The sequence below is a fragment of the Lysinibacillus sp. NPDC094403 genome (genome assembly GCF_050278745.1).
In the GTDB taxonomy this organism is placed as follows: Bacteria; Bacillota; Bacilli; order Bacillales_A; family Planococcaceae; genus Lysinibacillus.
On sequence record NZ_JBNNTL010000001.1, the window covers coordinates 472475 to 493237 of the forward strand.

The 20763-nt window shown below is 37.7% G+C and carries 22 protein-coding genes; 15 read left to right on the forward strand and 7 right to left on the reverse strand.

The genetic code is table 11. The features are described 5' to 3' along the window. Positions 1-133 precede the first annotated feature (133 nt). The 3 genes from ACQKMV_RS02065 to ACQKMV_RS02075 all read left to right on the forward strand — a co-directional run bounded on the left by ACQKMV_RS02065 (position 134) and on the right by ACQKMV_RS02075 (position 2241). Positions 134-916 (forward strand): SDR family NAD(P)-dependent oxidoreductase, encoded by a 783-nt coding sequence (locus tag ACQKMV_RS02065; RefSeq protein ID WP_427502173.1) that lies wholly within the window; start codon positions 134-136, stop codon positions 914-916. Positions 917-1127: 211 nt separating this feature from the next. Then, complete coding sequence (locus ACQKMV_RS02070) at positions 1128-1571, forward strand: CidA/LrgA family protein (RefSeq protein ID WP_427502174.1); 444 nt, start codon at positions 1128-1130, stop codon at positions 1569-1571. Beyond that, positions 1564-2241, forward strand: a complete 678-nt coding sequence (locus tag ACQKMV_RS02075; protein ID WP_427502175.1) for an LrgB family protein — start codon at positions 1564-1566, stop codon at positions 2239-2241. The genes ACQKMV_RS02070 and ACQKMV_RS02075 overlap by 8 nt, the downstream gene beginning before the upstream one ends. Positions 2242-2276: 35 nt before the next feature. Here the strand turns inward: ACQKMV_RS02075 and ACQKMV_RS02080 are convergent, their stop codons facing one another. After that, entirely contained in the window at positions 2277-2873 is a 597-nt protein-coding gene (locus ACQKMV_RS02080) for a class I SAM-dependent methyltransferase (RefSeq protein ID WP_427502176.1), read from the reverse strand. A gap of 391 nt (positions 2874-3264) precedes the next feature. Further along, positions 3265-4734 carry an aminotransferase class I/II-fold pyridoxal phosphate-dependent enzyme gene (locus ACQKMV_RS02085; protein ID WP_427423645.1) on the reverse strand — a complete coding sequence of 490 codons (1470 nt, stop codon included), beginning with the start codon at positions 4732-4734 and terminating at the stop codon, positions 3265-3267. A 148-nt stretch (positions 4735-4882) separates the two neighbouring features. Between ACQKMV_RS02085 and ACQKMV_RS02090 the strand changes: the two genes are divergently transcribed. Both ACQKMV_RS02090 and ACQKMV_RS02095 read left to right on the forward strand, forming a co-directional pair. Then, positions 4883-5842 carry an NAD(P)H-dependent flavin oxidoreductase gene (locus tag ACQKMV_RS02090; protein WP_427502177.1) on the forward strand — a complete coding sequence of 320 codons (960 nt, stop codon included), beginning with the start codon at positions 4883-4885 and terminating at the stop codon, positions 5840-5842. A gap of 15 nt (positions 5843-5857) precedes the next feature. After that, complete coding sequence (locus ACQKMV_RS02095; RefSeq protein WP_427423648.1) at positions 5858-6145, forward strand: UPF0223 family protein; 288 nt, start codon at positions 5858-5860, stop codon at positions 6143-6145. A gap of 668 nt (positions 6146-6813) precedes the next feature. Here the strand turns inward: ACQKMV_RS02095 and ACQKMV_RS02100 are convergent. Beyond that, positions 6814-7440, reverse strand: coding sequence for a YktB family protein (locus tag ACQKMV_RS02100; RefSeq protein WP_427502178.1), 627 nt, complete (start codon positions 7438-7440; stop codon positions 6814-6816). A gap of 124 nt (positions 7441-7564) precedes the next feature. On the opposite strand from ACQKMV_RS02100, the gene ACQKMV_RS02105 reads away from it, so the two are divergent. After that, positions 7565-7762, forward strand: coding sequence for a hypothetical protein (locus tag ACQKMV_RS02105; protein ID WP_427423650.1), 198 nt, complete (start codon positions 7565-7567; stop codon positions 7760-7762). A 246-nt stretch (positions 7763-8008) separates the two neighbouring features. Beyond that, positions 8009-8803: an inositol monophosphatase family protein gene (locus ACQKMV_RS02110; RefSeq protein WP_427502179.1), complete on the forward strand. Its 795-nt coding sequence runs from the start codon at positions 8009-8011 to the stop codon at positions 8801-8803. Positions 8804-8862: 59 nt separating this feature from the next. Here the strand turns inward: ACQKMV_RS02110 and ACQKMV_RS02115 are convergent, their stop codons facing one another. Beyond that, positions 8863-9048 (reverse strand): DUF5325 family protein, encoded by a 186-nt coding sequence (locus ACQKMV_RS02115; RefSeq protein ID WP_427423652.1) that lies wholly within the window; start codon positions 9046-9048, stop codon positions 8863-8865. Between the two features lie 138 nt (positions 9049-9186). On the opposite strand from ACQKMV_RS02115, the gene typA reads away from it, so the two are divergent. The 5 genes from typA to ACQKMV_RS02140 all read left to right on the forward strand — a co-directional run bounded on the left by typA (position 9187) and on the right by ACQKMV_RS02140 (position 14271). Continuing rightward, complete coding sequence (gene typA / locus ACQKMV_RS02120; RefSeq protein WP_427423653.1) at positions 9187-11031, forward strand: translational GTPase TypA; 1845 nt, start codon at positions 9187-9189, stop codon at positions 11029-11031. 30 nt (positions 11032-11061) lie between these two features. After that, positions 11062-11460 carry a YlaH-like family protein gene (locus ACQKMV_RS02125; RefSeq protein WP_427423654.1) on the forward strand — a complete coding sequence of 133 codons (399 nt, stop codon included), beginning with the start codon at positions 11062-11064 and terminating at the stop codon, positions 11458-11460. A gap of 262 nt (positions 11461-11722) precedes the next feature. Next, positions 11723-12715 carry an ABC transporter substrate-binding protein gene (locus ACQKMV_RS02130; protein ID WP_427502180.1) on the forward strand — a complete coding sequence of 331 codons (993 nt, stop codon included), beginning with the start codon at positions 11723-11725 and terminating at the stop codon, positions 12713-12715. Position 12716: 1 nt separating this feature from the next. Beyond that, a complete protein-coding gene (locus tag ACQKMV_RS02135; RefSeq protein WP_427502181.1) occupies positions 12717-13484 on the forward strand; it encodes an ABC transporter ATP-binding protein in 768 nt (255 codons plus the stop codon). Further along, positions 13477-14271: an ABC transporter permease gene (locus ACQKMV_RS02140; protein WP_427502182.1), complete on the forward strand. Its 795-nt coding sequence runs from the start codon at positions 13477-13479 to the stop codon at positions 14269-14271. The genes ACQKMV_RS02135 and ACQKMV_RS02140 overlap by 8 nt, the downstream gene beginning before the upstream one ends. A 48-nt stretch (positions 14272-14319) precedes the next feature. On the opposite strand, the gene ACQKMV_RS02145 is transcribed toward ACQKMV_RS02140, so the two are convergent. After that, positions 14320-14523 (reverse strand): YlaI family protein, encoded by a 204-nt coding sequence (locus tag ACQKMV_RS02145; RefSeq protein WP_427423658.1) that lies wholly within the window; start codon positions 14521-14523, stop codon positions 14320-14322. An 11-nt stretch (positions 14524-14534) separates the two neighbouring features. Further along, entirely contained in the window at positions 14535-15035 is a 501-nt protein-coding gene (locus ACQKMV_RS02150) for a peptidyl-prolyl cis-trans isomerase (RefSeq protein ID WP_427502183.1), read from the reverse strand. A 182-nt stretch (positions 15036-15217) separates the two neighbouring features. On the opposite strand from ACQKMV_RS02150, the gene ACQKMV_RS02155 reads away from it, so the two are divergent. The 3 genes from ACQKMV_RS02155 to pyc are packed head-to-tail and all read left to right on the forward strand — an operon-like array spanning position 15218 to position 20191. Further along, positions 15218-15499 carry a YlaN family protein gene (locus tag ACQKMV_RS02155; protein ID WP_049668302.1) on the forward strand — a complete coding sequence of 94 codons (282 nt, stop codon included), beginning with the start codon at positions 15218-15220 and terminating at the stop codon, positions 15497-15499. Positions 15500-15559: 60 nt separating this feature from the next. Then, entirely contained in the window at positions 15560-16744 is a 1185-nt protein-coding gene (locus tag ACQKMV_RS02160; RefSeq protein WP_427502184.1) for an FtsW/RodA/SpoVE family cell cycle protein, read from the forward strand. Positions 16745-16756: 12 nt separating this feature from the next. Next, on the forward strand, positions 16757-20191 hold the full coding sequence (gene pyc, locus ACQKMV_RS02165; RefSeq protein ID WP_427502185.1) for a pyruvate carboxylase: 3435 nt from the start codon (positions 16757-16759) through the stop codon (positions 20189-20191). A gap of 409 nt (positions 20192-20600) precedes the next feature. Here pyc and ACQKMV_RS02170 read toward each other — a convergent pair whose 3' ends face one another. Next, complete coding sequence (locus ACQKMV_RS02170; protein ID WP_427502186.1) at positions 20601-20723, reverse strand: S-layer homology domain-containing protein; 123 nt, start codon at positions 20721-20723, stop codon at positions 20601-20603. Positions 20724-20763: the final 40 nt, after the last annotated feature.

Below are 20763 nucleotides of genomic sequence, written 5' to 3' on the forward strand. Positions count from 1 at the left end.
GGATTGACTTAGTAAAGGTTTAAAATAAATCTAGCGAAGTGCCAGATAGTCTCGAAATTGACTGCTGGATGTCTGAAAATGATAACGATGTTTATGAAAAAGAGAAGTTGAACAAAAAACTGAGGTGATAACAATGGAACTAGGCTTAAAGGGGAAAGTAGCAGTTATTACAGGTTCAAGTAAAGGAATTGGTTATTATACAGCGATGCAGCTTGTCAAAGAGGGAGCAAAGGTTGTACTTTGTGCTCGTGGTGAAAAACAGCTTCAAGTGGCTGCTGGCTGTATTAAAAACGAAACAGGCGAGGACGTTTTGATTGTACCGACTGATATTACAAAGGAAAAAGATTGTAAGTACTTAATTGAACAAGCAGTAGAGCATTTTGGTCGACTTGATATTCTTATAAATAATGCAGGCACAGCTTCAGCTAATCCATTTGAATCGGTTAGTAGTGAGCTATGGCAAGCTGATTTAGATTTAAAAGTATTTGGTGCTGTTAATTGTTCAAAATATGCTGCACCTCATTTACGGAAGGTTGGTGGCGGTGCAATAGTTAATGTGACCGCGGTAATGGCTAAAACACCACCAGCAAACTCACTTCCTACTACTGTAAGTCGTGCTGCCGGACTTGCATTAACGAAAGCTATGAGCAAAGACTTAGGTAAAGATAATATTCGTGTGAATTCTGTTTGTATTGGGCTTATTCGTAGTGATCAAATAGAGAAGAAATGGAAAGAAGAAGAGCCAGAGCTTTCGTGGGAAAATTATTCTCGCAAAGTAGGTCAAGCGATTCCGCTTGGTCGGGTAGGGGATACTCAAGAAGCGGCAAATGTCATTACTTTTTTAGTATCAGATGCAGCTAGTTATGTGACAGGAACTTCTATTAATATTGATGGTGGTTCTGGACACGCTTTATAGAGTAATATTTTTGAAGAAAAGCTTATTTAGCGTTGTTTAAAAAATGAATGTAGAGCAGTTTTTAGACAACCTCTTTATTTGATGTATAGAAAAAGGATGGCTCAAAGTGTTTTGGAGTTATCCTTTTTTTCTATTGTTTTCCTAAAATTATAATAGACAGAAAATTCCTACAGATGTAGAATAAACGTTATAGGGGGTGAAATGTGGCGAAATGTTGAACGAAAATATTACTTTGATGTTAAAGAGAGTTGTTCGTATTATTGTTCAGATTGGGATACTCAATATTTTTTACTACATGGGCGCCGGTATTGTTGCTTTACTACATGTACCTCTTCCGGGAAGTGTAATTGGATTACTATTATTAGCACTTTCACTCAATTTTAAAATAATTAAAGTAGAATACATTCAAGATGGAGCAGGCTTTTTAATTGGCGTATTAACCTTGTATTTCATTCCTGCAACAGTAGGGGTGATTGACTACCCGGAACTTTTTTCAACAACTGGCCTATTGATTATTCTAGCCGTTATAGTAAGCACTCTAATCTCTATTTATGTTACAGGATTGATTAGTCAAATGGTTGAGAAAAAAGAGCAGGCTAAAAAAGAAACAGAAGCCATTGTAGAAGAAGGAGAGGGGGAATTAACTGTTGATTGAAATTATTGTTGTCGTTGGCACCGTTGTCTTATTCGTGTTATTTACAAAACTTTATCAACGTTTCCCACATCCTTTAATGATTCCGCTAGTGACGACAACCATCGTCAGTGCAGTTGTGTTACTAGTTTTTAATATTCCATATTCTACTTATATGGAAGGGGGGAAATGGCTTCAAAAAATGCTAGGTCCAGCGGTTGTAGCCCTAGCTTATCCTCTATATAATCAGCGTGAGATCATTATGAAATATAAGTATGCTATTTTGTCAGGTATTTTTATCGCTATGATTACGGGCTTAGCGACAATATTTGCTATGCTGAAATGGATTGGCGTCAATAAAAGCTGGCTGCTGACGGCCTTGCCTAAATCATTAACGACACCTGTAGGTATGCAGGTGAGTGAGTCAATTGGCGGCATTCCACCATTAACAGCTGTATTTGTAATGCTAGCAGGGTTTGTAGGCGCTATTATTGGACCGTTAGTCATTAAATACGGCAAAATTGATTCAGCCGTTAGTAGAGGTGTTGCAGTAGGTAGTGCTTCTCATGGCGTTGGACTTGTTAAATTAAGAGAATACGGAGAACAAGAATTATCAGTAGGCTCGTTATCTATGGCCTTAACTGCAATTATAGGCGCATTTCTATGTCCGCTATTTGTTTATTTATTTTTGTGAAAAAAAGCTATATACAGAAATCTGTATATAGTCTTTTAATTTTTTTCGATAATAAATTGAATTGTATGAGCAAGGCCTGTGTGGAGTATACCTTCATTTCGTACTTGTTCACCTGTGAAAAAATGGATAATTTTATAAGGTTGACACCATTTTAGAACATCCAATGGATCGTATAAAAAATCAAGCTGTCTTGGGCCACCTGAGGCGTAAGGTAGTTGATAAATTGAATAAAATTCCATCATAATACGGCCGCCAGACTTTACAGAATCTACAATTCGCTTAAAGACTTCTTGTTGCAGTTCAGTTGGAAAATGACCAAACACCATAATTGCAGCATCAAACATTTCTACTGGTAGTTCATCTTGAATTAGGTCAATAAGCTTTGTTTGAACTGTAACATTATGTTTTTCTGCGAGCTGTTCTGTTTTATCAAGACCGCTTTCGGCATAATCAAAGGCAGTTACTGTATGTCCTTGTAAAGCTAAAAATACAGCATTTCGACCTTCACCTTCTGCGTATGCAGCCACGTTTGTATGCCCTTTTAAGTAGTGTACATAGTCTTCTATAAATGCATTTGGTTGCTCACCATAAACATATTCGATTGTTTTGAATCGTTGATCCCATGTATTCATTCAGTTTTCCCCCTTACTAAATATTGTAAGTAAATTATGCTATAGAATCGAATTTTTTGCTCAGTTTTCAATGAAATCAACTATGCGTTGTGAATTGGTAAATAATAACTTCTAGAATAAAGTGTAAATAGGAATTAGGAAAGGGCTATCTTGATATAGATAATTTAATAAAGTTAAGTGATTTATATGAAATTTCTGTATACCAGCTTATTACAGGTGATGAAAAATATCATACTCCAGTAGCCTCTTATTCAAATAAATCTAATCAAAAAACTGTTGGGGATTTTTTGTGAGATATTGGTGGATTATTTTTCTTGTATTAGTAATACTCTCTACTTGGTTCTATTATTAAACGACAAAAAGCTACCTCTTTTTTGAGGTAGCTTTGTCATTAAATAATTGGTTTTCGTTCTTTTATGACACGAATTGTTTTTAATGTTGTATCTTCTGGTCCTTGAACTGGTAAACCGGCTTCAATATTCATTTGAATGTAACGAATATTTTCTTGGGTAATTATTTCCCCGGGAATAAAAATAGGAATACCAGGAGGATATACCATTATGAATTCTGCACAAATGCAATTATCCGCTTCTGCAAGAGGAACAACTTCAGTATCTGCATAAAATGCGTCGCGCGGTGACATAGCAAGTGCTGGAATATCTGGGACATTAACGATTGCTTCAGTAATAGCAGCCTCTGAATCAAATGCTTTAGACATACGACTAAGTGCATTGATAAGGAGGTTAATTTCCTTTTTCGTATCAGCTAATGTCACTAAACATAAAATATTATATAGGTCTGACAACTCTACTTCGATATTAGCATTGTGGCGAAGCCATTCTTCAGCTTGATGACCAGAAATGCCTAAATCCTTAACACTTATCAATAGTTTTAACGGATCCATATCATAAGTTGCAGATGAGTTTAATTTTTCTTTACCAGCGCATTTTAAATGCGGAATTTGGTTAATGCGTTTTCGGGCATCTTTAGCCAAACGAAGTGCATCATCGATTAAATCATAACCATGTATTGCTAGTTGACGTCGAGCTGTGTCAAGCGAAGCGAGTAATGGATAAGATGTTGATGTTGTTGTTAGCATTGAGAAAACAGCTTGTACACGTTTTGCAGAGACAAGACCTTCACGTACATTTAGAATCGATGTTTGTGTCATGGAGCCACCAAGCTTATGAACGCTTGTAGCTGCCATATCGGCACCTGCCTCCATCGCAGAATAAGGAAGTTCATCATGGAACTTAATGTGTACACCATGGGCTTCATCAACAACTACTGGGATATTACGGCTATGGACTATTTCAACAATACGTTTTAAATCAGCTGTAAAGCCGTAATATGTTGGGTTAATGACAAGAACTGCTTTTGTATCCGGATAAGCATTTAAAGCTTTTTCGACAGCTTCAGGCGATATTCCATGAGAAATACCATACTCACTATCTACTTCAGGATGAATAAAAATCGGGATTGCTCCAGCGAAAACAATCGCCGACATTATTGATTTATGAACATTCCGTGGCACTAGAATTTTATCACCTGGACCGACGACGGTCAGAATCATCGTCATAATGGCGCCACTAGTACCTTGAACGGAAAAGAATGTGTGATCAGCACCAAAGGCTTCGGCAGCAAGTGCTTGCGCTTCCTTAATTGCGCCTTTTGGTGAATGTAAATCGTCTAGTGGAGCAATATTAATTAAATCAATTGATAAAACGTTGTCGCCGACGAATTCTCGGAAAGCAGGATCCATACCTTGCCCTTTCTTATGGCCTGGGATATGGAACTGAATTGGATGTCTGTTCCGATGTTTAAGTAATACGTCGAACAATGGAGTCTCTAATTGTGACAACGCAGGTACCACCTCACTTTATAATATCTAAGAAAACAAATGAATTATAGCACCTAATGACACGAAAAAATAGAGTTTGCAGAAAAAAATAAAAATAAAAGGTTTTTTTTGATAATTTCGAGAAATTAGTATAGAAGGGGGAGATACTATGAAATGGGATACACGTGTGACGAAGCTTTTAAAAATTAAATACCCAATTATTCAAGGGGGATTAGCCTATTTGGCATATGCTGATTTAGCAGCAGCAGTGTCGAATGCTGGGGGACTAGGTCAAATAACAGCAATGAGTTTACGAGATCCTGACTTATTGCGCGCAGAGATTCATAAACTAAGAACATTAACGGATAAACCGTTTGGCGTAAATTTTGCAATTGGTATGTATGGTACTGGTTATGAAGATATGGTACGTGTTGCAGTGGAAGAAAAGGTACCAGTTGTTACAATGACTGGCGGGAATCCTGCACCTATTTTTGATATTTTAGAAGGAACGGATATTAAAAAATTAGTACTTGTTGCTGCACGTAGACAAGCTCAAAAGGCGGAAGAGCTGGGAGCAGATGCTGTTATGGTAGTTGGGCAAGAGGGCGGGGGTCATCTTGGACGCGATGATATTGGAACAATGGTGCTTGTGCCACAGGTTGTAGATAGCGTAAAAATACCAGTTATTGCCTCTGGTGGGATTGGTGATGGCCGTGGCTGGATGGCAGCTCATGCATTAGGAGCAGAGGGAATTGAAATGGGTACGCGTTTTATAGCGACAAAGGAATGCGTTGATGCCTCTGAGGCTTATAAAGAAGCCTTAATCGCAAGCAACGAGGCAGATACGACTGTTATAAAACGCTCAATAGGTGCACCTGCACGAGCGTTACGCAGTGAATTTACGGAAAAGATTTTAGAAATTGAGCGTACTACACCTACGTATGAGGCATTAAAAGATTATATTAGCGGGAAAGCAAATAAACGTTTTATTTATGATGGCGAGAAAGATGAAGGAATTGGCTGGGCTGGACAAGTTACAGGAATGATTCATGATATTCCAACAGTCGAGGAGCTAATCACTCGAATGCTTGCAGAAGCAGAAAGTATCCGGGTAAAATGGGGTCAGTAAAGGTGGTTATGTCCAATGGAATACTCTTATCCGTTTTCAACTGATTGGTCGACTGAGGAAATTGTTGATGTTGTCCAATTTTTTGAAGGAATTGAACAAGCTTATGAAAAAGGCATTAAGCGTGAAGTAATGATGGCGAAATATCGTCGTTTTAAAGAAATTGTTCCTTCACAAGCTGAGGAAAAATCAATTTTTCGTGAGTTTGAAGAAGCAAGTGGCTATGTCAGTTACCCTGTTGTGAAACAAACAAAAGAAGCAGCTGATGGCACGATTATTAAAGTTGTCCCGAAGCAACGTCGATAAAAAAATGAGGCTAGGACCCAACTGCTCAAAACCTTAAAAAGCGCGAGAAATCAATTTTAGCAACATTGATTTCTCGCGCTTTTCTGATGAGAAATTTAATTTTTCTTTAAAAATATACTTATGCCCCAACCTCTTCATAGTGTTAAAAAACAAAATAATCAAGCTTTATCACTATAAATCGAGTGATATGTCGGAAGATACATAATTTGTGAAGTGGTTGATTGGAGTGGAGACTGAGCGACTCCTTGGGGATCAGCGTCACAGATGAGACCCTGGAGCGAGCAACGCGAGCGAAGCGGCTCATCGGACGCCCCCAGGAAAGCGCTCAGTCGGAACGGAAATCAACCCCTCGTTTTGCCAGAAAGGCATACTTAATTGACACCTAATTTTATTGACTATTTTTTTATCAGATAGCATTACACTATCTCTGTGTTAAAAATAAGCTTATTTCATATACTACATATACAACATTTTCCTGATTTTTTTGAAAAGCAGAGAAAAAGTAAATAATTTCCTCAAACCATCATCCACAAGAATATTCTTCAAACAAATTTTCATTTGCTAGGGATAATAAAGTAAATTTTCCACAATATATAAATATAAGCTTTAGTCATTGAAAATTGTTTTAGTTATTATGTCTCAAAAGGTAAAGCACAATCCGTGAAACTTTATTTTCCAACAATGATGTTATAAATAGGGACTAAGCGGCTAAAGGTTTCTTCCGTTAATTGATGAAGTTGACTAGCAGACAGCTTGACAGCTTGATCTTTTGGAATATGTCGACCTACTAAAAATTCACCTTTTTTAACATTACGCAAACGAGTAAGTAATTCATCTAACTTGTTTTCTTTTGCATCTTGCATGGAGATTGCTGCTGGAGACATATGGTCCCCAGAGACAATGAAATCATCAGGAAGTTGCTGTAGCATTGCTTTGTTGGCAATTAAACGTTCAGCCATCACATTTTTTTGTGGAGCTTCATAAATAATAGCTAAGACGATGAATAAATGTGTGTCCCAAAGACCAATCTGAAAGTGAGGTAATGATTTATAACCTCTCTTGTACGGAGCGAAGGCAACCCAGCTGTCGTTTGGGGGATTTACTGTTCTACGTGCATGCTTCGCAACATGAGGGTAAAATTCTTCTCCAAGATGACTTGAAAAGAAGGAAGAAAAATCTTCCCCAAGCAATTGGAATTTTGGTCGTATACACGAATTTAATGCATCCATTCTTTGTTCTAAACCGTCTATTTGAAAAACATTGAAGTCTTTGTTAGTCCACTTTATTTTCGGCATTTTTTATTAACTCCTTTTGATTTATAAGGTTTATTTTATTAGGAAATTGGGAAAAAATCTTATAACAAGAACTTTATCGAATCTAATAAGTTTTGTGAAAAAATAAAAAAAGGAAGTGATTTTTATGAAGCCAATCGTAAAAATTATACGTAAAGTTGACATTGAAAAGCAATATGAACACATTTTACAATTAGAATTAGATTATGAATTAGCTTCGCTATTCTCGGCAATGAATGAAAAAAATGGGCTTGAAATTGAAAAAAGTAAAAAACGTCTCGCTGAAATTCAGCTGGAACTTGAAAGCTTGCACGCCTATGCGTGATAAAAAGTTTATACCGATTTGAAAAATCACTTGCTGAAAATTCCGACAGCAGGTGATTTTTATTGCTATAAAGGGTAAAATAGACAGTATATCATAATGGGAAGTTATATTTTCAAGGAAGTATTATGTGCTACGTAGTAACAAAACGTCATGAGAAATCAAGCCTTAAGTAGTGAGAAAGTTGAAAAGTATTTTAAGTAGGCTAAGTGCATAGGGCCTTTTCTTATATTCGAAGGGTGGGTTTTTATGGATTTACAACAAATTGATCAATTTGCGAAAAGTATTATATTTGAAGCGGGTAGCCGTATTCGAGAGGCCTTTTCGTACAATCTAGTTATCGAGACTAAATCAAGTGCAAATGACCTTGTCACAAATATTGACCGTGAAACAGAATTATTTTTTATAGAAAAAATACGAGATTTCGATCCAACTCACAAAATTTTAGGGGAAGAGGGAATGGGAGAGGCAGTAGAGTCGTTAGAAGGTGTCGTATGGATTATTGATCCAATCGACGGCACGATGAATTTTGTGAAACAACATCGTCATTTTATGATTTCTATCGGTATTTTTGTTAATGGGGTAGGGAAGCTTGGTTACATATTTGATGTAATGCGTGAAGATTTATTTTATGCGATTGCAGGTGAAGGGGCATGGTACAATGATTCACCATTACGTAAATTGCAGTCAGTCAAAATAGAAGAATCGGTCATTGGTATAAACGCACACTGGGTAGCTCCAAATCGACATATTCACCATGAAAAAGTAATTGAAATGGTTCGGAAAGTACGTGGTACACGGTCATATGGTTCAGCCGCAATGGAAATAGCGTTTGTTGTCAGTGGTAAATTAGATGCTTATGTGTCTATGCGACTATCGCCGTGGGATATTGCTGGAGGTACTATTATAGCTAAGGAAGTTGGTGCCATCGCCACTAATTTACATGGTGAGAGCTTTGATTTTCTGCATCAGGATACTTTTATCATTGCTAACCCTTCAATTCACAAAGTATTATTAGAAAAATATATTGTGCCTTATAAATAATGAAGGAGCCGTCTATTTTTTAGACAGGCTCCTTCTTACTTTAGTCCATAAATTTCTTATTAAAGTAATCCTTGCTCACGCAGTTTACGTTTCATTTTAAAGGCTGTCATGAAGATGACACAAGTAGCCACAATGCCTGCTATTATACCTAATACACTACCAGCTGCCACTGAATATCCGATAGAACACATTGCTAAAACAGCCGCTAATGCGTAAACGGCCATTACGAATTTTGCACGATTCATAGCCGAGCCTCCTATATTAAAAATTTGCAAATCAAATATATTTTTTAGAATGAGGAAAATTCTAATAAGGACATTTCTACCCTTCTTGTGCTATAATATCACAGTTAAACATTCGAAAAAAGAATATGGAGTGGAATAATGACAAACTTACGTCAAGATCTTCGCAATATCGCAATTATCGCACACGTTGACCATGGTAAAACTACTTTAGTCGACCAATTATTAAAACAATCGGGTACATTCCGTTCAAACGAACGTGTTGAAGAACGTGCAATGGACTCTAACGATATTGAACGCGAACGTGGTATTACGATTTTAGCTAAAAATACAGCAGTAAACTATGAAGGAACTCGTATCAACATCCTTGATACGCCTGGACACGCTGACTTCGGTGGTGAGGTAGAACGTATTTTAAAAATGGTAGATGGCGTTGTACTAGTTGTCGATGCGTATGAGGGTTGTATGCCACAAACACGTTTTGTGTTGAAAAAAGCATTAGAACAACGTTTAACACCAATCGTTGTTGTTAATAAAGTAGACAAAGATTCAGCTCGTCCACTAGAAGTAGTAGATGAAGTACTTGAATTATTCATTGAACTAGGTGCAGATGAAGATCAATTAGACTTCCCTGTTGTCTATGCTTCAGGTGTAAATGGTACAGCTTCTTTAGACGCTGATCCATCTAAGCAAGAAGCGGATATGGAATGTCTATTTAAGAAAATTATCGAAGCTATTCCAGCACCAATTGATAACTCAGAAGAACCATTACAATTCCAAGTTGCTTTACTTGACTATAATGACTTCGTTGGACGTATCGGTATTGGTCGCGTATTCCGCGGAACAATTTCTGTAGGTCAACAAGTATCTCTTATGAAGTTAGACGGAACAGTGAAAAACTTCCGTGTAACGAAAATCTTTGGTTTCTTCGGCTTAAAACGTGAAGAAGTTGAGACAGCAAAAGCTGGTGACTTAATCGCCGTTTCAGGTATGGAAGACATCAACGTTGGTGAAACAGTTTGCCCTGTTGAGCACCCAGAAGCGCTAACGCCATTACGTATTGATGAGCCAACTTTACAAATGACTTTCTTAGTAAACAATTCTCCATTCGCAGGTCGTGAAGGGAAATGGGTTACTTCTCGTAAAGTAGAAGAGCGTTTACGTGCTCAATTACAAACAGACGTATCTTTACGTGTTGAAGATACTGATTCTCCAGATGCTTGGACAGTTTCAGGTCGTGGGGAGCTTCACTTATCTATCCTTATCGAAAACATGCGTCGTGAAGGCTTCGAATTACAAGTGTCAAAACCACAAGTAATCGTGCGTGAAATCGACGGCGTGAAATGTGAACCTTACGAACGCGTTCAAATCGATGTGCCTGAAGAAAATGTTGGTTCAATTATTGAATCAATTGGTACACGTAAAGGTGAAATGCTTGATATGGTGAACAACGGCAGTGGTCAAGTTCGTTTAACGTTCTTAGTACCAGCTCGTGGATTAATCGGTTATACAACTGAATTCATGTCGATGACAAAAGGTTTTGGTATTATCAACCATACGTTCGATTGCTATCAACCATTATTACCAGGAAAAATTGGTGGCCGTCACCAAGGTGTACTAGTTTCAATGGAAACTGGTAAATCAACAACTTATGGTATGATGCAAATTGAAGACCGTGGTACACTGTTCTTGGAGCCAGGTACAGATATTTACGAAGGTATGATCGTTGGAGAAAATACTCGTGACGCTGATATTACTGTAAACATCACAAAAATGAAACAAAAAACAAACATCCGTTCAGCAAACAAAGACCAAACGAATGTTATTAAAAAGCCACGTATTTTATCACTAGAAGAAGCGCTTGAATACTTAGGTGATGACGAGTACTTAGAAATCACACCAGAATCTATTCGCCTTCGTAAACAAATTCTAGATAAAAACGAACGTGAGAAAGCAGCGAAAAAATTACGTAACGCAGAACAATAATTTTCCGCTGACATGAAAGGAAGAGGAGTCTTGGCTATTAAGTCCGCTTTATTGGGTCAACTGAATTTTATTCAAGTTGCTGCACAGACAAATGCAGAGGAAACAGCAAATGCCTATGAAAAAATGGCAGGGATTACGCGTTTTTTATATGAAAACTTACCTACCAAAGAAATGGCAGGTTATGTTCTGTTTGCTCTAGTGTTTTTGCTCTCTGCACTTGTTTATAAACTAGGCTTTGCAAAGAAATTAAAACTAACACAAAATATTGTTATTTATATTTTCCTGTTCTTAGGATGTACTTTATTAACATTTTTTGCGTTATATCTTCCTATGGTCGAAGGTCTTATTGTAGCGGCATTAATTCTAATCGTCTATAAAACACGTTTATGGCGTGAAAAAAGAGAAGAGCAACAAGCTGCCAATCAATGAGAGTAGCTTGGCTCCTATACCGTGAAACTTGTATTGAGTTTTTAAGTAATAAAACAGCCTTAGCATTAATTTGCTAAGGCTGTTTTATTTGGTATTGTGAAAAATTTTATCGTTTTAAGCCATCTACATATAAACGATTGGCTACGGAACCCATTTTCAATCGATTGTGTCTCTCAAACCTAAATTGATTGGCACCGAAATCTTCCGATATGAATAAGTTAATGTCGATAGGCTTATTTTCATCAATCAAGGAGGAAATGGAATGCGTTGGCTTAAAAAAGGTTTACTAGTTAGTGTTATTGCTTTATTATTCCTTTCTTTGACAGCATGTAATAAAACAGAGCTTGAAAAAGTCAAAGTTGGGGAAGTGACGCGCTCGATTTTCTATGCGCCGCAGTATGTAGCACTTGAAAAAGGGTACTTCAAGGATGAAGGGCTTTCTGTTGAGCTACAAACAATTGCAGGTGGCGATAAGACAATGACGGCGTTACTTTCTGATGGAATTGATATCGCCTTAGTTGGATCGGAAACTTCTATTTATGTAACACTTCAAGGCTCTAATGACCCGATTCAAAATTTTGCTCAGTTAACACAAACAGATGGCACATTTTTAGTTGCACGCAAAAAGATGGATAATTTTTCGTGGGATCAGTTGAAAGGCTCTACATTTTTAGGGCAACGTAAAGGTGGAATGCCACAAATGGCGGGCGAGTTCGTACTGAAAAAGCATGGCATTGATCCTGCGAATGATTTAAAACTCATTCAAAACATTGATTTTGCTAATATTTCTACAGCTTTTGCTTCTGGAACTGGGGACTATGTACAGTTATTTGAACCTACAGCTAGCATGTTTGAGAAAGAAGGTAAGGGCTATATTGTCGCTTCGTTTGGTACTGAATCTGGACAATTACCTTATACATCGTTTATGGCGAAGAGCAGCTATTTAAAGGACAAAGCGAAGACAGTTCAAGGCTTTACAAATGCATTGAAACGAGCACAGGACTTTGTACAAAAAGCGACTCCGGCCGAAATAGCGAAAATTATTCAGCCATATTTTGAAAATGTTGATATTGGATTAATTGAGACAGTAGTAGAGCGTTATAAATCACAGGGTTCCTATGCTACAGATCCTATTTTGGATAATAAGGAATGGGATAATTTGCAAACGATAATGGAGGCTGCAGGTGAACTTCCTCAACGGGTGGATTATGATAAGCTTGTGAATACAACCTTTGCTAAAAAGGCTGTTGAGTAATATGGAAATTTTAAAACTAGAAAATATTCACCATAGCTACTTTTCGAATACGCAGGCAAAGGAAGTTTTACGTGATATCAATTTAGATATTCGTGAAGGTGAGTTTGTTTCTTTTATAGGGCCGAGCGGATGTGGGAAAACGACATTATTATCAATTATTGCGGGCTTATTTTCGTCTACAGAAGGCAAGGTATACATTGATGGTGAGGGAATTTCAACGCACAATCAGTCTCTCATTGGCTACATGCTTCAGCAAGATTATTTATTTCCTTGGAAAACCATCGAAGAAAATGTCACAATTGGTTTGAAAATCATGGAACGAAGCAATAAAACACATAAAGTAACTGCAAATGCACTTTTGCAAGAAATTGGTTTACCGCATGTAGGAAACAACTATCCGAGAGAATTATCTGGTGGCATGCGTCAACGAGTAGCACTTGCAAGAACTTTAGCAGTGGACCCTAAAATTTTATTGCTAGATGAACCATTTTCAGCTCTTGATTATCAGTCTAAATTAAAATTGGAGGACTTGGTTGTTGAAACCTTAAAGGCCTATAAAAAAACGGCAGTTCTTGTGACACATGATATTGGTGAAGCCATTGCGATGAGTGAACGGGTATTTCTATTCTCTGCCAATCCAGGTACATTGCATAGAGTATTTGAAATACCATCAGAGTTACAAGAGCTTTCACCTTTTGATGTTCGACAGCATCCAGCATATTCAGATATATTCCAAACTATTTGGAAGGAGCTGGAGAGTCTTGGATAATACATTATTTAAACAGTATCAGCAAATGCTAAAAAAAGAAAAGCGCTATGTTCGAGTATACCAGCTTATCATCTTACTAGTATTTTTCGTTGGGTGGGAGCTTCTTTCGAGATTTGGATGGATCGACCGATTAATTTTCAGTTCGCCAACGCATGTATGGCACACATTAGTAGAAAAAGTAAGCGATGGTACGTTAACACTTCACGTTGGTGTTACTTTAATGGAAACGATTATTGGCTTTATTGCCGGAACACTAATAGGTACATTAATAGCAATCGTATTGTGGTGGTCACCGATGCTATCGAAGGTACTAGATCCATATTTAGTTATTTTAAACGCCATGCCGAAAGTTGCCTTAGGGCCAATTTTAATAGTCGCTCTTGGTCCTGGTTATTTTTCTATTGTCGCGATGGGTGCGTTGATTTCAATAATTATTACAACCATCGTAGTTTATACAGCTTTTAAAGGGGTTGATCCAAACTACAGCAAAGTATTACAAACTTTTGGGGCAACCAGATGGCAAATATTTAGAGAAGTTATTTTACCAGCTTCATTCCCAACGATTATTTCTACTTTGAAAGTAAATGTAGGACTTTCTTGGGTAGGTGTTATTGTTGGTGAATTTTTAGTTGCCTCAAAAGGGCTTGGTTATTTAATTATTTACGGCTTCCAGGTGTTTAATTTTAATCTTGTGCTTATGTCACTGCTCATCATCGCCTTTTTTGCGACGATTATGTATCAGATTGTAGAGTTGATTGAGAAGGCGATTGTAAAAAATAATGGTTGAACGACAAAGGAGGTGTCTCAAATAATGAGGCACCTCCTTCAGTTGCTGTTAAAACTCTTTATCCATTTGTGGTGAAGTACGATAAAACCGGAAATTTCCTGTTTCAATGCGTGAAATGGTATTTTCTTCAATACGATCATGACATGCACCACACATATACGTATGAATTGGTCGATTGCGCAATTTTTTTGCTAACGGTAAATTATCATCTAAATTGTTAATTGTATCGCAAATAACGCATTTTACTCGCATTGCATTCCCTCCTACTCAGCACGAATAGCTAATACATTTTTGATAGGGTTGTCTACATTTGAACCGTCTCTAAATAGCACATGAACAGGACCATCTTCTAGTAATGGTTTACCATCTTGGCTATATTTTAAAATGAATGTATAAGCTTCTTCGATTGTAAATGTATATTCTTTGCCATCTTCACATTCTATGACGATTGTTGTTGCTTCAGGTTTAATTTCAGCATTTTTTAAGAAGTGACTTAATTCGATCCCAAAAGTACCTGTTTCCATCCCTTTGCGGTCAAATTTTCGTTCTGATTTTAACGTTGGTGGGAAAGTAGCTCCTTCCATAATCTCACGTGACCAGTGAGCACCTACTTCACGCATATATTTAATATCCGAATCTTCCTCAATTTCTTTTGCATCGAAGTATGTTGTTAAATCTAATTTACGATCATCGAAAATCCAAACAGTGGGATCTAATGTTAATTGGAATGAAACTGCGCCCTTGATAGGAATTATTGTTTCCATAATAGAAATCCTCCTCAAATCTTGTATATCCATGAAATAGTATAACGCTAATGACTAGAGATAATAAAGAAATATAATTCGATTTCTCTATTTTCCAATGTAGACACTTGCATTTTTAACGACTAAAAGCTAAACTTTATTAAGATAGAATCGAAGAAATATCAGATAATGGGGGCGTCCTCATGGATACTAAATCACAAACTTCTTTTCAAGAGAAGGCTTTGGAGCTTTTAGTTGCTGATGCAGACAAAATTGCTCGCCTCATTCGAGTACAAATGGATCATTTAACAATGCCACAATGCCCTTTATATGAAGAAGTATTAGATACACAAATGTTCGGCCTTTCACGTGAAATTGACTTTGCTGTCAAGCTTGGACTCGTTGATCGCGAAAAAGGCAAAGAAATTCTCGATTCACTCGAGAAAGAACTTTCTGTATTACATGACGCGTATACAGACAAATAAAAAGAAAAAACTCAAACGCAATTTGCGATTTGAGTTTTTTTTCTAGAATGAGGTTTTCCGATGAAACAATATTTAAAACGTTATGCACAAAATTTTGATTACCCATTATTTTTTACATTCATATTTTTAAGCTTATTTGGATTAGTAATGATTTATAGCTCAAGTGTGATGGTGGCGATTGTAATAAAAAAACAAGATGCAGATTATTTTTATCACAAGCAAGTAATCAATTTAATTGTAGCTTTTCTTGGATTTTTAGCAGCAGCATTCTTCCCGTATAAGCATTATGCGAATAAAAAAGTTATGTTGATACTTACAGCTGTGTTAGTTGTGCTATTTACTTGGGTAAAAGTAGCTGGTAATGGTGATGAGGTAGGAATAGGGTCTAAAAGTTGGATACACGTTCCAGGTTTAGGAAACTTTCAGCCTTCTGAATATGCAAAGCTATTTATAATTTTATATTTTGCCGCTGCATTTTATCGGAAAGGACAAAAATATACGCTTGAAAAGCTACAACCAACAGAAATATTTTATCCAATATTCCTTTGGATTCTTGTTGTTGCTGGTGTAGCCTTTGAAACCGATTTGGGAGCAAGTATTATTCTTTGTGGAATTGCTGTTTCTGTTGTAGCAGCAAGTGGCATTCCATTTAAAACATTTTGGAAGTTCTTCGGAGTACTAGGAGCTTTTGGTGGAATCATCTTTGGTATACTAATGTTGTTTAAAGGAAATATGTTAACTACAAACCGTATGGGACGTCTTCAATCATACATAAACCCTTTTAATTATGAAAATGGTAGTGGTCACCAAGTTGTCAATAGTTATTATGCAATTGGTGGAGGCGGTTTAGAAGGAAGAGGTCTCGGTCAGTCAATTCAAAAATTGGGGTATTTACCTGAACCACAAACCGATTTTATTATGGCGATTATTATGGAGGAACTAGGTATTTGGGGAGTTCTTATCGTTTTAGGTGGTTTAGGATTTATTGTATATAAAGGATTTTCGATTGCGTTGCGCACGAAAGATCCACTAGCGCGTATGATTGCAGCAGGTATTGCGAGCTGGATTGGCTGGCAATCGTTTATCAATCTTGGGGGTGTAACTGGGTTAATCCCGTTAACTGGTGTAACGCTACCTTTTATTAGCTATGGCGGGACATCTATAATTATTCTATCTTTAGCGATGGGAATATTGATCAATGTTTCTATGTTTGAAAAGATAGAAAGGAGAAAAACACAATCATAAAGGGGGATATCAATGGAATCGATCAAAAAAATTCTCGTAGCCAATCGAGGAGAAATTGCAATTCGTATTTTCCGTGCATGTACGGAGTTGAATATTCAAACTGTTGCTATTTATTCTCGGGAGGACAGTGGGGCGTTCCATCGCTTTAAAGCAGATGAGGCCTATTTAGTGGGAGCTGGCAAGAAACCAATTGATGCTTATTTAGATATTGAGGGCATTATTACAATCGCTAAAGATGCAGATGTTGATGCGATTCATCCGGGTTATGGCTTTTTATCTGAAAACGTGGAATTTGCGCGTCGATGTGAAGAAGAGGGCATTGTCTTTATTGGGCCAACTTCTAAGCACTTAGATATGTTTGGAGACAAGGTGAAGGCGCGAGAACAAGCAATTGCTGCAGGTATTCCTGTTATTCCTGGTACAGATGGTCCAGTAGCTGATTTAGCAGAGGTAGAGGCTTTTGCTAACACATACGACTATCCAGTTATGATTAAGGCAGCGCTAGGCGGCGGTGGTCGAGGTATGCGCCTTGTTCATACAGAAGAGGAGCTAGCTTCCTCCTATGAACGTGCAAAATCAGAGGCGAAGGCAGCATTTGGCTCTGATGAGGTGTATGTAGAAAAGGCCATTATTAAGCCAAAGCATATTGAAGTACAAATTATTGGTGATCAACAGGGCAATATCATTCATTTATATGAGCGCGATTGCTCGATACAACGTCGTCATCAAAAGGTTGTTGAAATCGCACCATCTAATTCAATTTCGGAAGATTTAAGAAGCCGAATTTGTGATGCAGCTGTTCAATTAATGAAAAATGTCTCATACATAAATGCAGGGACAGTAGAATTTTTAGTTGCAGGTGAGGATTTTTATTTCATCGAGGTCAACCCTCGTATTCAAGTAGAGCATACGATTACTGAAATGATTACGGGTGTCGATATTGTTCATGCCCAAATTAAAGTGGCAGCAGGCTACGGTCTGCATAGTGAGGAAATTCATATTCCACAACAGGCGGAAGTTCCAATGATTGGCTATGCGATTCAAGCACGTGTCACAACGGAAGACCCAGCTAATGACTTTATGCCAGATACAGGGAAGCTCATGGTGTATCGTTCAAGCGGGGGCTTTGGTGTACGATTAGATGCCGGTAATGGCTTCCAAGGTGCTGTTGTAACACCGTACTATGATTCACTACTGGTGAAAATTTCAACATCAGGGATGACGTTTAAAGAAGCCGCAGCAAAAATGGACCGTAATTTAAAAGAGTTCCGAATTCGTGGGGTAAAAACGAATATTCCATTCTTAAATAATGTCGTGACGCACGAGAAATTTTTAACGGGTGCATTTGATACAAGCTTAATCGATACAACACCTGAACTATTTAATTTCCCTGTGCGCAAGGACCGTGGGACAAAGCTCTTAAGCTATATTGGTAATGTGACGCTAAATGGCTTCCCAGGAGTAGAGAAGAAGGCGAAACCAATTTTTGTACAGCCGAGCATCCCAAAAGTTGATAAATTAATCGTTCCTCCGGCGGGAACAAAGCAAATTTTAGATGCCCAAGGAGCAGATGGGCTTGTGAAATGGATTCTGGAGCAAGAAGACGTGCTATTAACAGATACAACTTTCCGAGATGCACACCAATCACTGCTTGCGACACGTGTACGTTCACAGGATATGTTCGAAATTGCAGACGCAACAGCGCGCATGATGCATGATTTCTTTTCACTCGAAATGTGGGGTGGCGCGACGTTTGATGTGGCGTACCGTTTCTTAAAAGAAGACCCATGGGAGCGCCTTGCAAAGCTGCGTGAACAAGTACCGAATGTGCTATTCCAAATGTTATTGCGTGGTGCGAATGCCGTTGGCTACACAAACTACCCAGACAATTTAATTCGTGAATTTATCGCTGAATCAGCGGCATCAGGCATTGATGTATTCCGTATTTTCGATAGCTTGAACTGGATTAAAGGAATGGAAGTAGCCATTGATGCTGCACGTCAATCTGGTAAAATTGCGGAAGCTGCTATCTGTTACACAGGAGATATTTTTGATGAAACAAGAGCAAAATATTCAGTTCAATACTACAAGGAAATGGCAAAGGAGCTAGAGGCAGCAGGTGCCCATATTTTAGCGATAAAAGATATGGCTGGTTTATTAAAGCCAGAAGCAGCGTATCGTTTAATTTCCGAGTTAAAAGAGACGACAAATCTGCCAATCCATCTGCATACGCATGATACAAGTGGTAATGGTATTTATTTATATGCCAAGGCGATCGAGGCAGGGGTGGACATCATTGATACGGCGCTCGGTTCAATGGCGGGCTTAACGTCACAGCCAAGTGCAAACTCCTTATATTATGCAATGAAGGGTAGTAAGCGTGAGGTTCGTGCCGATATCGATGCGCTTGAAAAATTATCGTACTACTGGGAAGATGTACGTAAGTATTATAAAGATTTTGAAAGCGGAATGATTAGTCCACATTCTGAAATTTATGTCCATGAGATGCCAGGCGGCCAATACAGTAACCTGCAGCAACAAGCCAAAGCAGTTGGCCTTGGGGACAGATGGGAAGAAGTGAAGCGCATGTATTCCCGCGTAAACCTTCTATTTGGCGATATTGTCAAAGTAACCCCATCTTCGAAAGTAGTCGGTGATATGGCGTTATTTATGGTGCAAAACGATTTAAATGAAAGCACTGTACTGACAAGAGGGCAAACTATTGACTTCCCGGATTCTGTGATTGAGTTCTTCCAGGGCTATTTGGGACAACCGCATGGTGGCTTCCCAGAGGCTCTTCAAAAGGTTGTGTTAAAGGATCGTGAAGCAATTACGGTAAGACCTGGCGAGCTACTAGAGCCTGTGAATTTTGAGCAACTAGAGGCGGTACTAGAGGAAAAATTAAATCGTTCCGTTACAAAGCAGGATGTGCTAGCGTTTGCTTTGTATCCGAAAGTGTTTGAAGAGTATTCAAAAACAGTGGACTCTTTCGGCAATATTTCGGTATTAGATACGCCAACATTCCTTTATGGATTAAAACTAGGTGAAGAAATCGAAGTCGAGATCGAAAAAGGAAAAACACTAATTATTAAACTTGTTTCCATTGGTGAACCACAACATGATGGTACGCGTGTTATTTACTTTGAGCTAAACGGTCAATCACGTGAACTAGTGATTCAAGATATGACTGTCGAAGTAGATGGCAGCCTGGCATTAAAAGCAGATCCAAGTAATCCAAATCAAATTGGAGCAACGATGCCAGGTACGGTCTTAAAGGTAGTTGTAGCAAAAGGAAGCTCTGTAAAACGTGGGGATCACTTATTAATTACCGAAGCGATGAAAATGGAAACAACCGTCCAAGCACCGAGAGACGGCGTCGTGAAAGAAGTATACGCTAGTGCGGGCGATGCCATTTCAACAGGTGATTTGTTAATTGAAATTGAATAATTGATAGTAAAGAAGGTTATTAGATTGCTTTTATAGCATACTAATAACCTTTTTTGTGATTTTAAGTATATCTTTGCTAATTTCTTAGCGATATATTTGCCAACACAGTAATATCAACCTTTTCAAGCTACTTGATTTTAAAACCCAATCTAATTAAAAGTGTTATATTGATTTAAATTGAATTTACCTATAGCTTTTGGCATTATTTTGATTAATTTTCTTACTTTTGGCATATGTATGATTAATGATTTATGATTAAATATTTACAATAACAACTAGTAAGTTCATTTGTCACTTTTGAAAAAAGAGATTGATTAAAATGTGCTGGCAATCCTCAGTTTCCTTATTAAATTATACCTCGTATTTTGAACAAACTTTGATCAAAATACGAGGCTTTATCTGTTTGTCACTATTCATTTTTATAATAAAAATTGATTATTCTGGAACGCGAATCTTCAACTAGAGCATTCGGTCGAAACGTGCAGTCTGGATAGCCTGTGATAATACCACGAGCTGCGATGTCTTCAATCATGTCCTTAGCACAGTTTTCGTGGAGATATCGTTGAATGTAA

What these genes read in the sequence shown, in the direction of transcription:
- ACQKMV_RS02065 (WP_427502173.1), top strand. Translation starts at nt 134, where the DNA reads ATGGAACTAGGCTTAAAGGGGAAAGTAGCAGTTATTACAGGTTCAAGT.
- ACQKMV_RS02070 (WP_427502174.1), top strand. Translation starts at nt 1,128, where the DNA reads ATGTTGAACGAAAATATTACTTTGATGTTAAAGAGAGTTGTTCGTATT.
- ACQKMV_RS02080 (WP_427502176.1), bottom strand. Translation starts at nt 2,873, where the DNA reads ATGAATACATGGGATCAACGATTCAAAACAATCGAATATGTTTATGGT.
- ACQKMV_RS02090 (WP_427502177.1), top strand. Translation starts at nt 4,883, where the DNA reads ATGAAATGGGATACACGTGTGACGAAGCTTTTAAAAATTAAATACCCA.
- ACQKMV_RS02095 (WP_427423648.1), top strand. Translation starts at nt 5,858, where the DNA reads ATGGAATACTCTTATCCGTTTTCAACTGATTGGTCGACTGAGGAAATT.
- ACQKMV_RS02100 (WP_427502178.1), bottom strand. Translation starts at nt 7,440, where the DNA reads ATGCCGAAAATAAAGTGGACTAACAAAGACTTCAATGTTTTTCAAATA.
- ACQKMV_RS02105 (WP_427423650.1), top strand. Translation starts at nt 7,565, where the DNA reads ATGAAGCCAATCGTAAAAATTATACGTAAAGTTGACATTGAAAAGCAA.
- ACQKMV_RS02110 (WP_427502179.1), top strand. Translation starts at nt 8,009, where the DNA reads ATGGATTTACAACAAATTGATCAATTTGCGAAAAGTATTATATTTGAA.
- ACQKMV_RS02115 (WP_427423652.1), bottom strand. Translation starts at nt 9,048, where the DNA reads ATGAATCGTGCAAAATTCGTAATGGCCGTTTACGCATTAGCGGCTGTT.
- typA (WP_427423653.1), top strand. Translation starts at nt 9,187, where the DNA reads ATGACAAACTTACGTCAAGATCTTCGCAATATCGCAATTATCGCACAC.
- ACQKMV_RS02130 (WP_427502180.1), top strand. Translation starts at nt 11,723, where the DNA reads ATGCGTTGGCTTAAAAAAGGTTTACTAGTTAGTGTTATTGCTTTATTA.
- ACQKMV_RS02135 (WP_427502181.1), top strand. Translation starts at nt 12,717, where the DNA reads ATGGAAATTTTAAAACTAGAAAATATTCACCATAGCTACTTTTCGAAT.
- ACQKMV_RS02145 (WP_427423658.1), bottom strand. Translation starts at nt 14,523, where the DNA reads ATGCGAGTAAAATGCGTTATTTGCGATACAATTAACAATTTAGATGAT.
- ACQKMV_RS02150 (WP_427502183.1), bottom strand. Translation starts at nt 15,035, where the DNA reads ATGGAAACAATAATTCCTATCAAGGGCGCAGTTTCATTCCAATTAACA.
- ACQKMV_RS02155 (WP_049668302.1), top strand. Translation starts at nt 15,218, where the DNA reads ATGGATACTAAATCACAAACTTCTTTTCAAGAGAAGGCTTTGGAGCTT.
- ACQKMV_RS02160 (WP_427502184.1), top strand. Translation starts at nt 15,560, where the DNA reads ATGAAACAATATTTAAAACGTTATGCACAAAATTTTGATTACCCATTA.
- pyc (WP_427502185.1), top strand. Translation starts at nt 16,757, where the DNA reads ATGGAATCGATCAAAAAAATTCTCGTAGCCAATCGAGGAGAAATTGCA.
- ACQKMV_RS02170 (WP_427502186.1), bottom strand. Translation starts at nt 20,723, where the DNA reads ATGATTGAAGACATCGCAGCTCGTGGTATTATCACAGGCTATCCAGAC.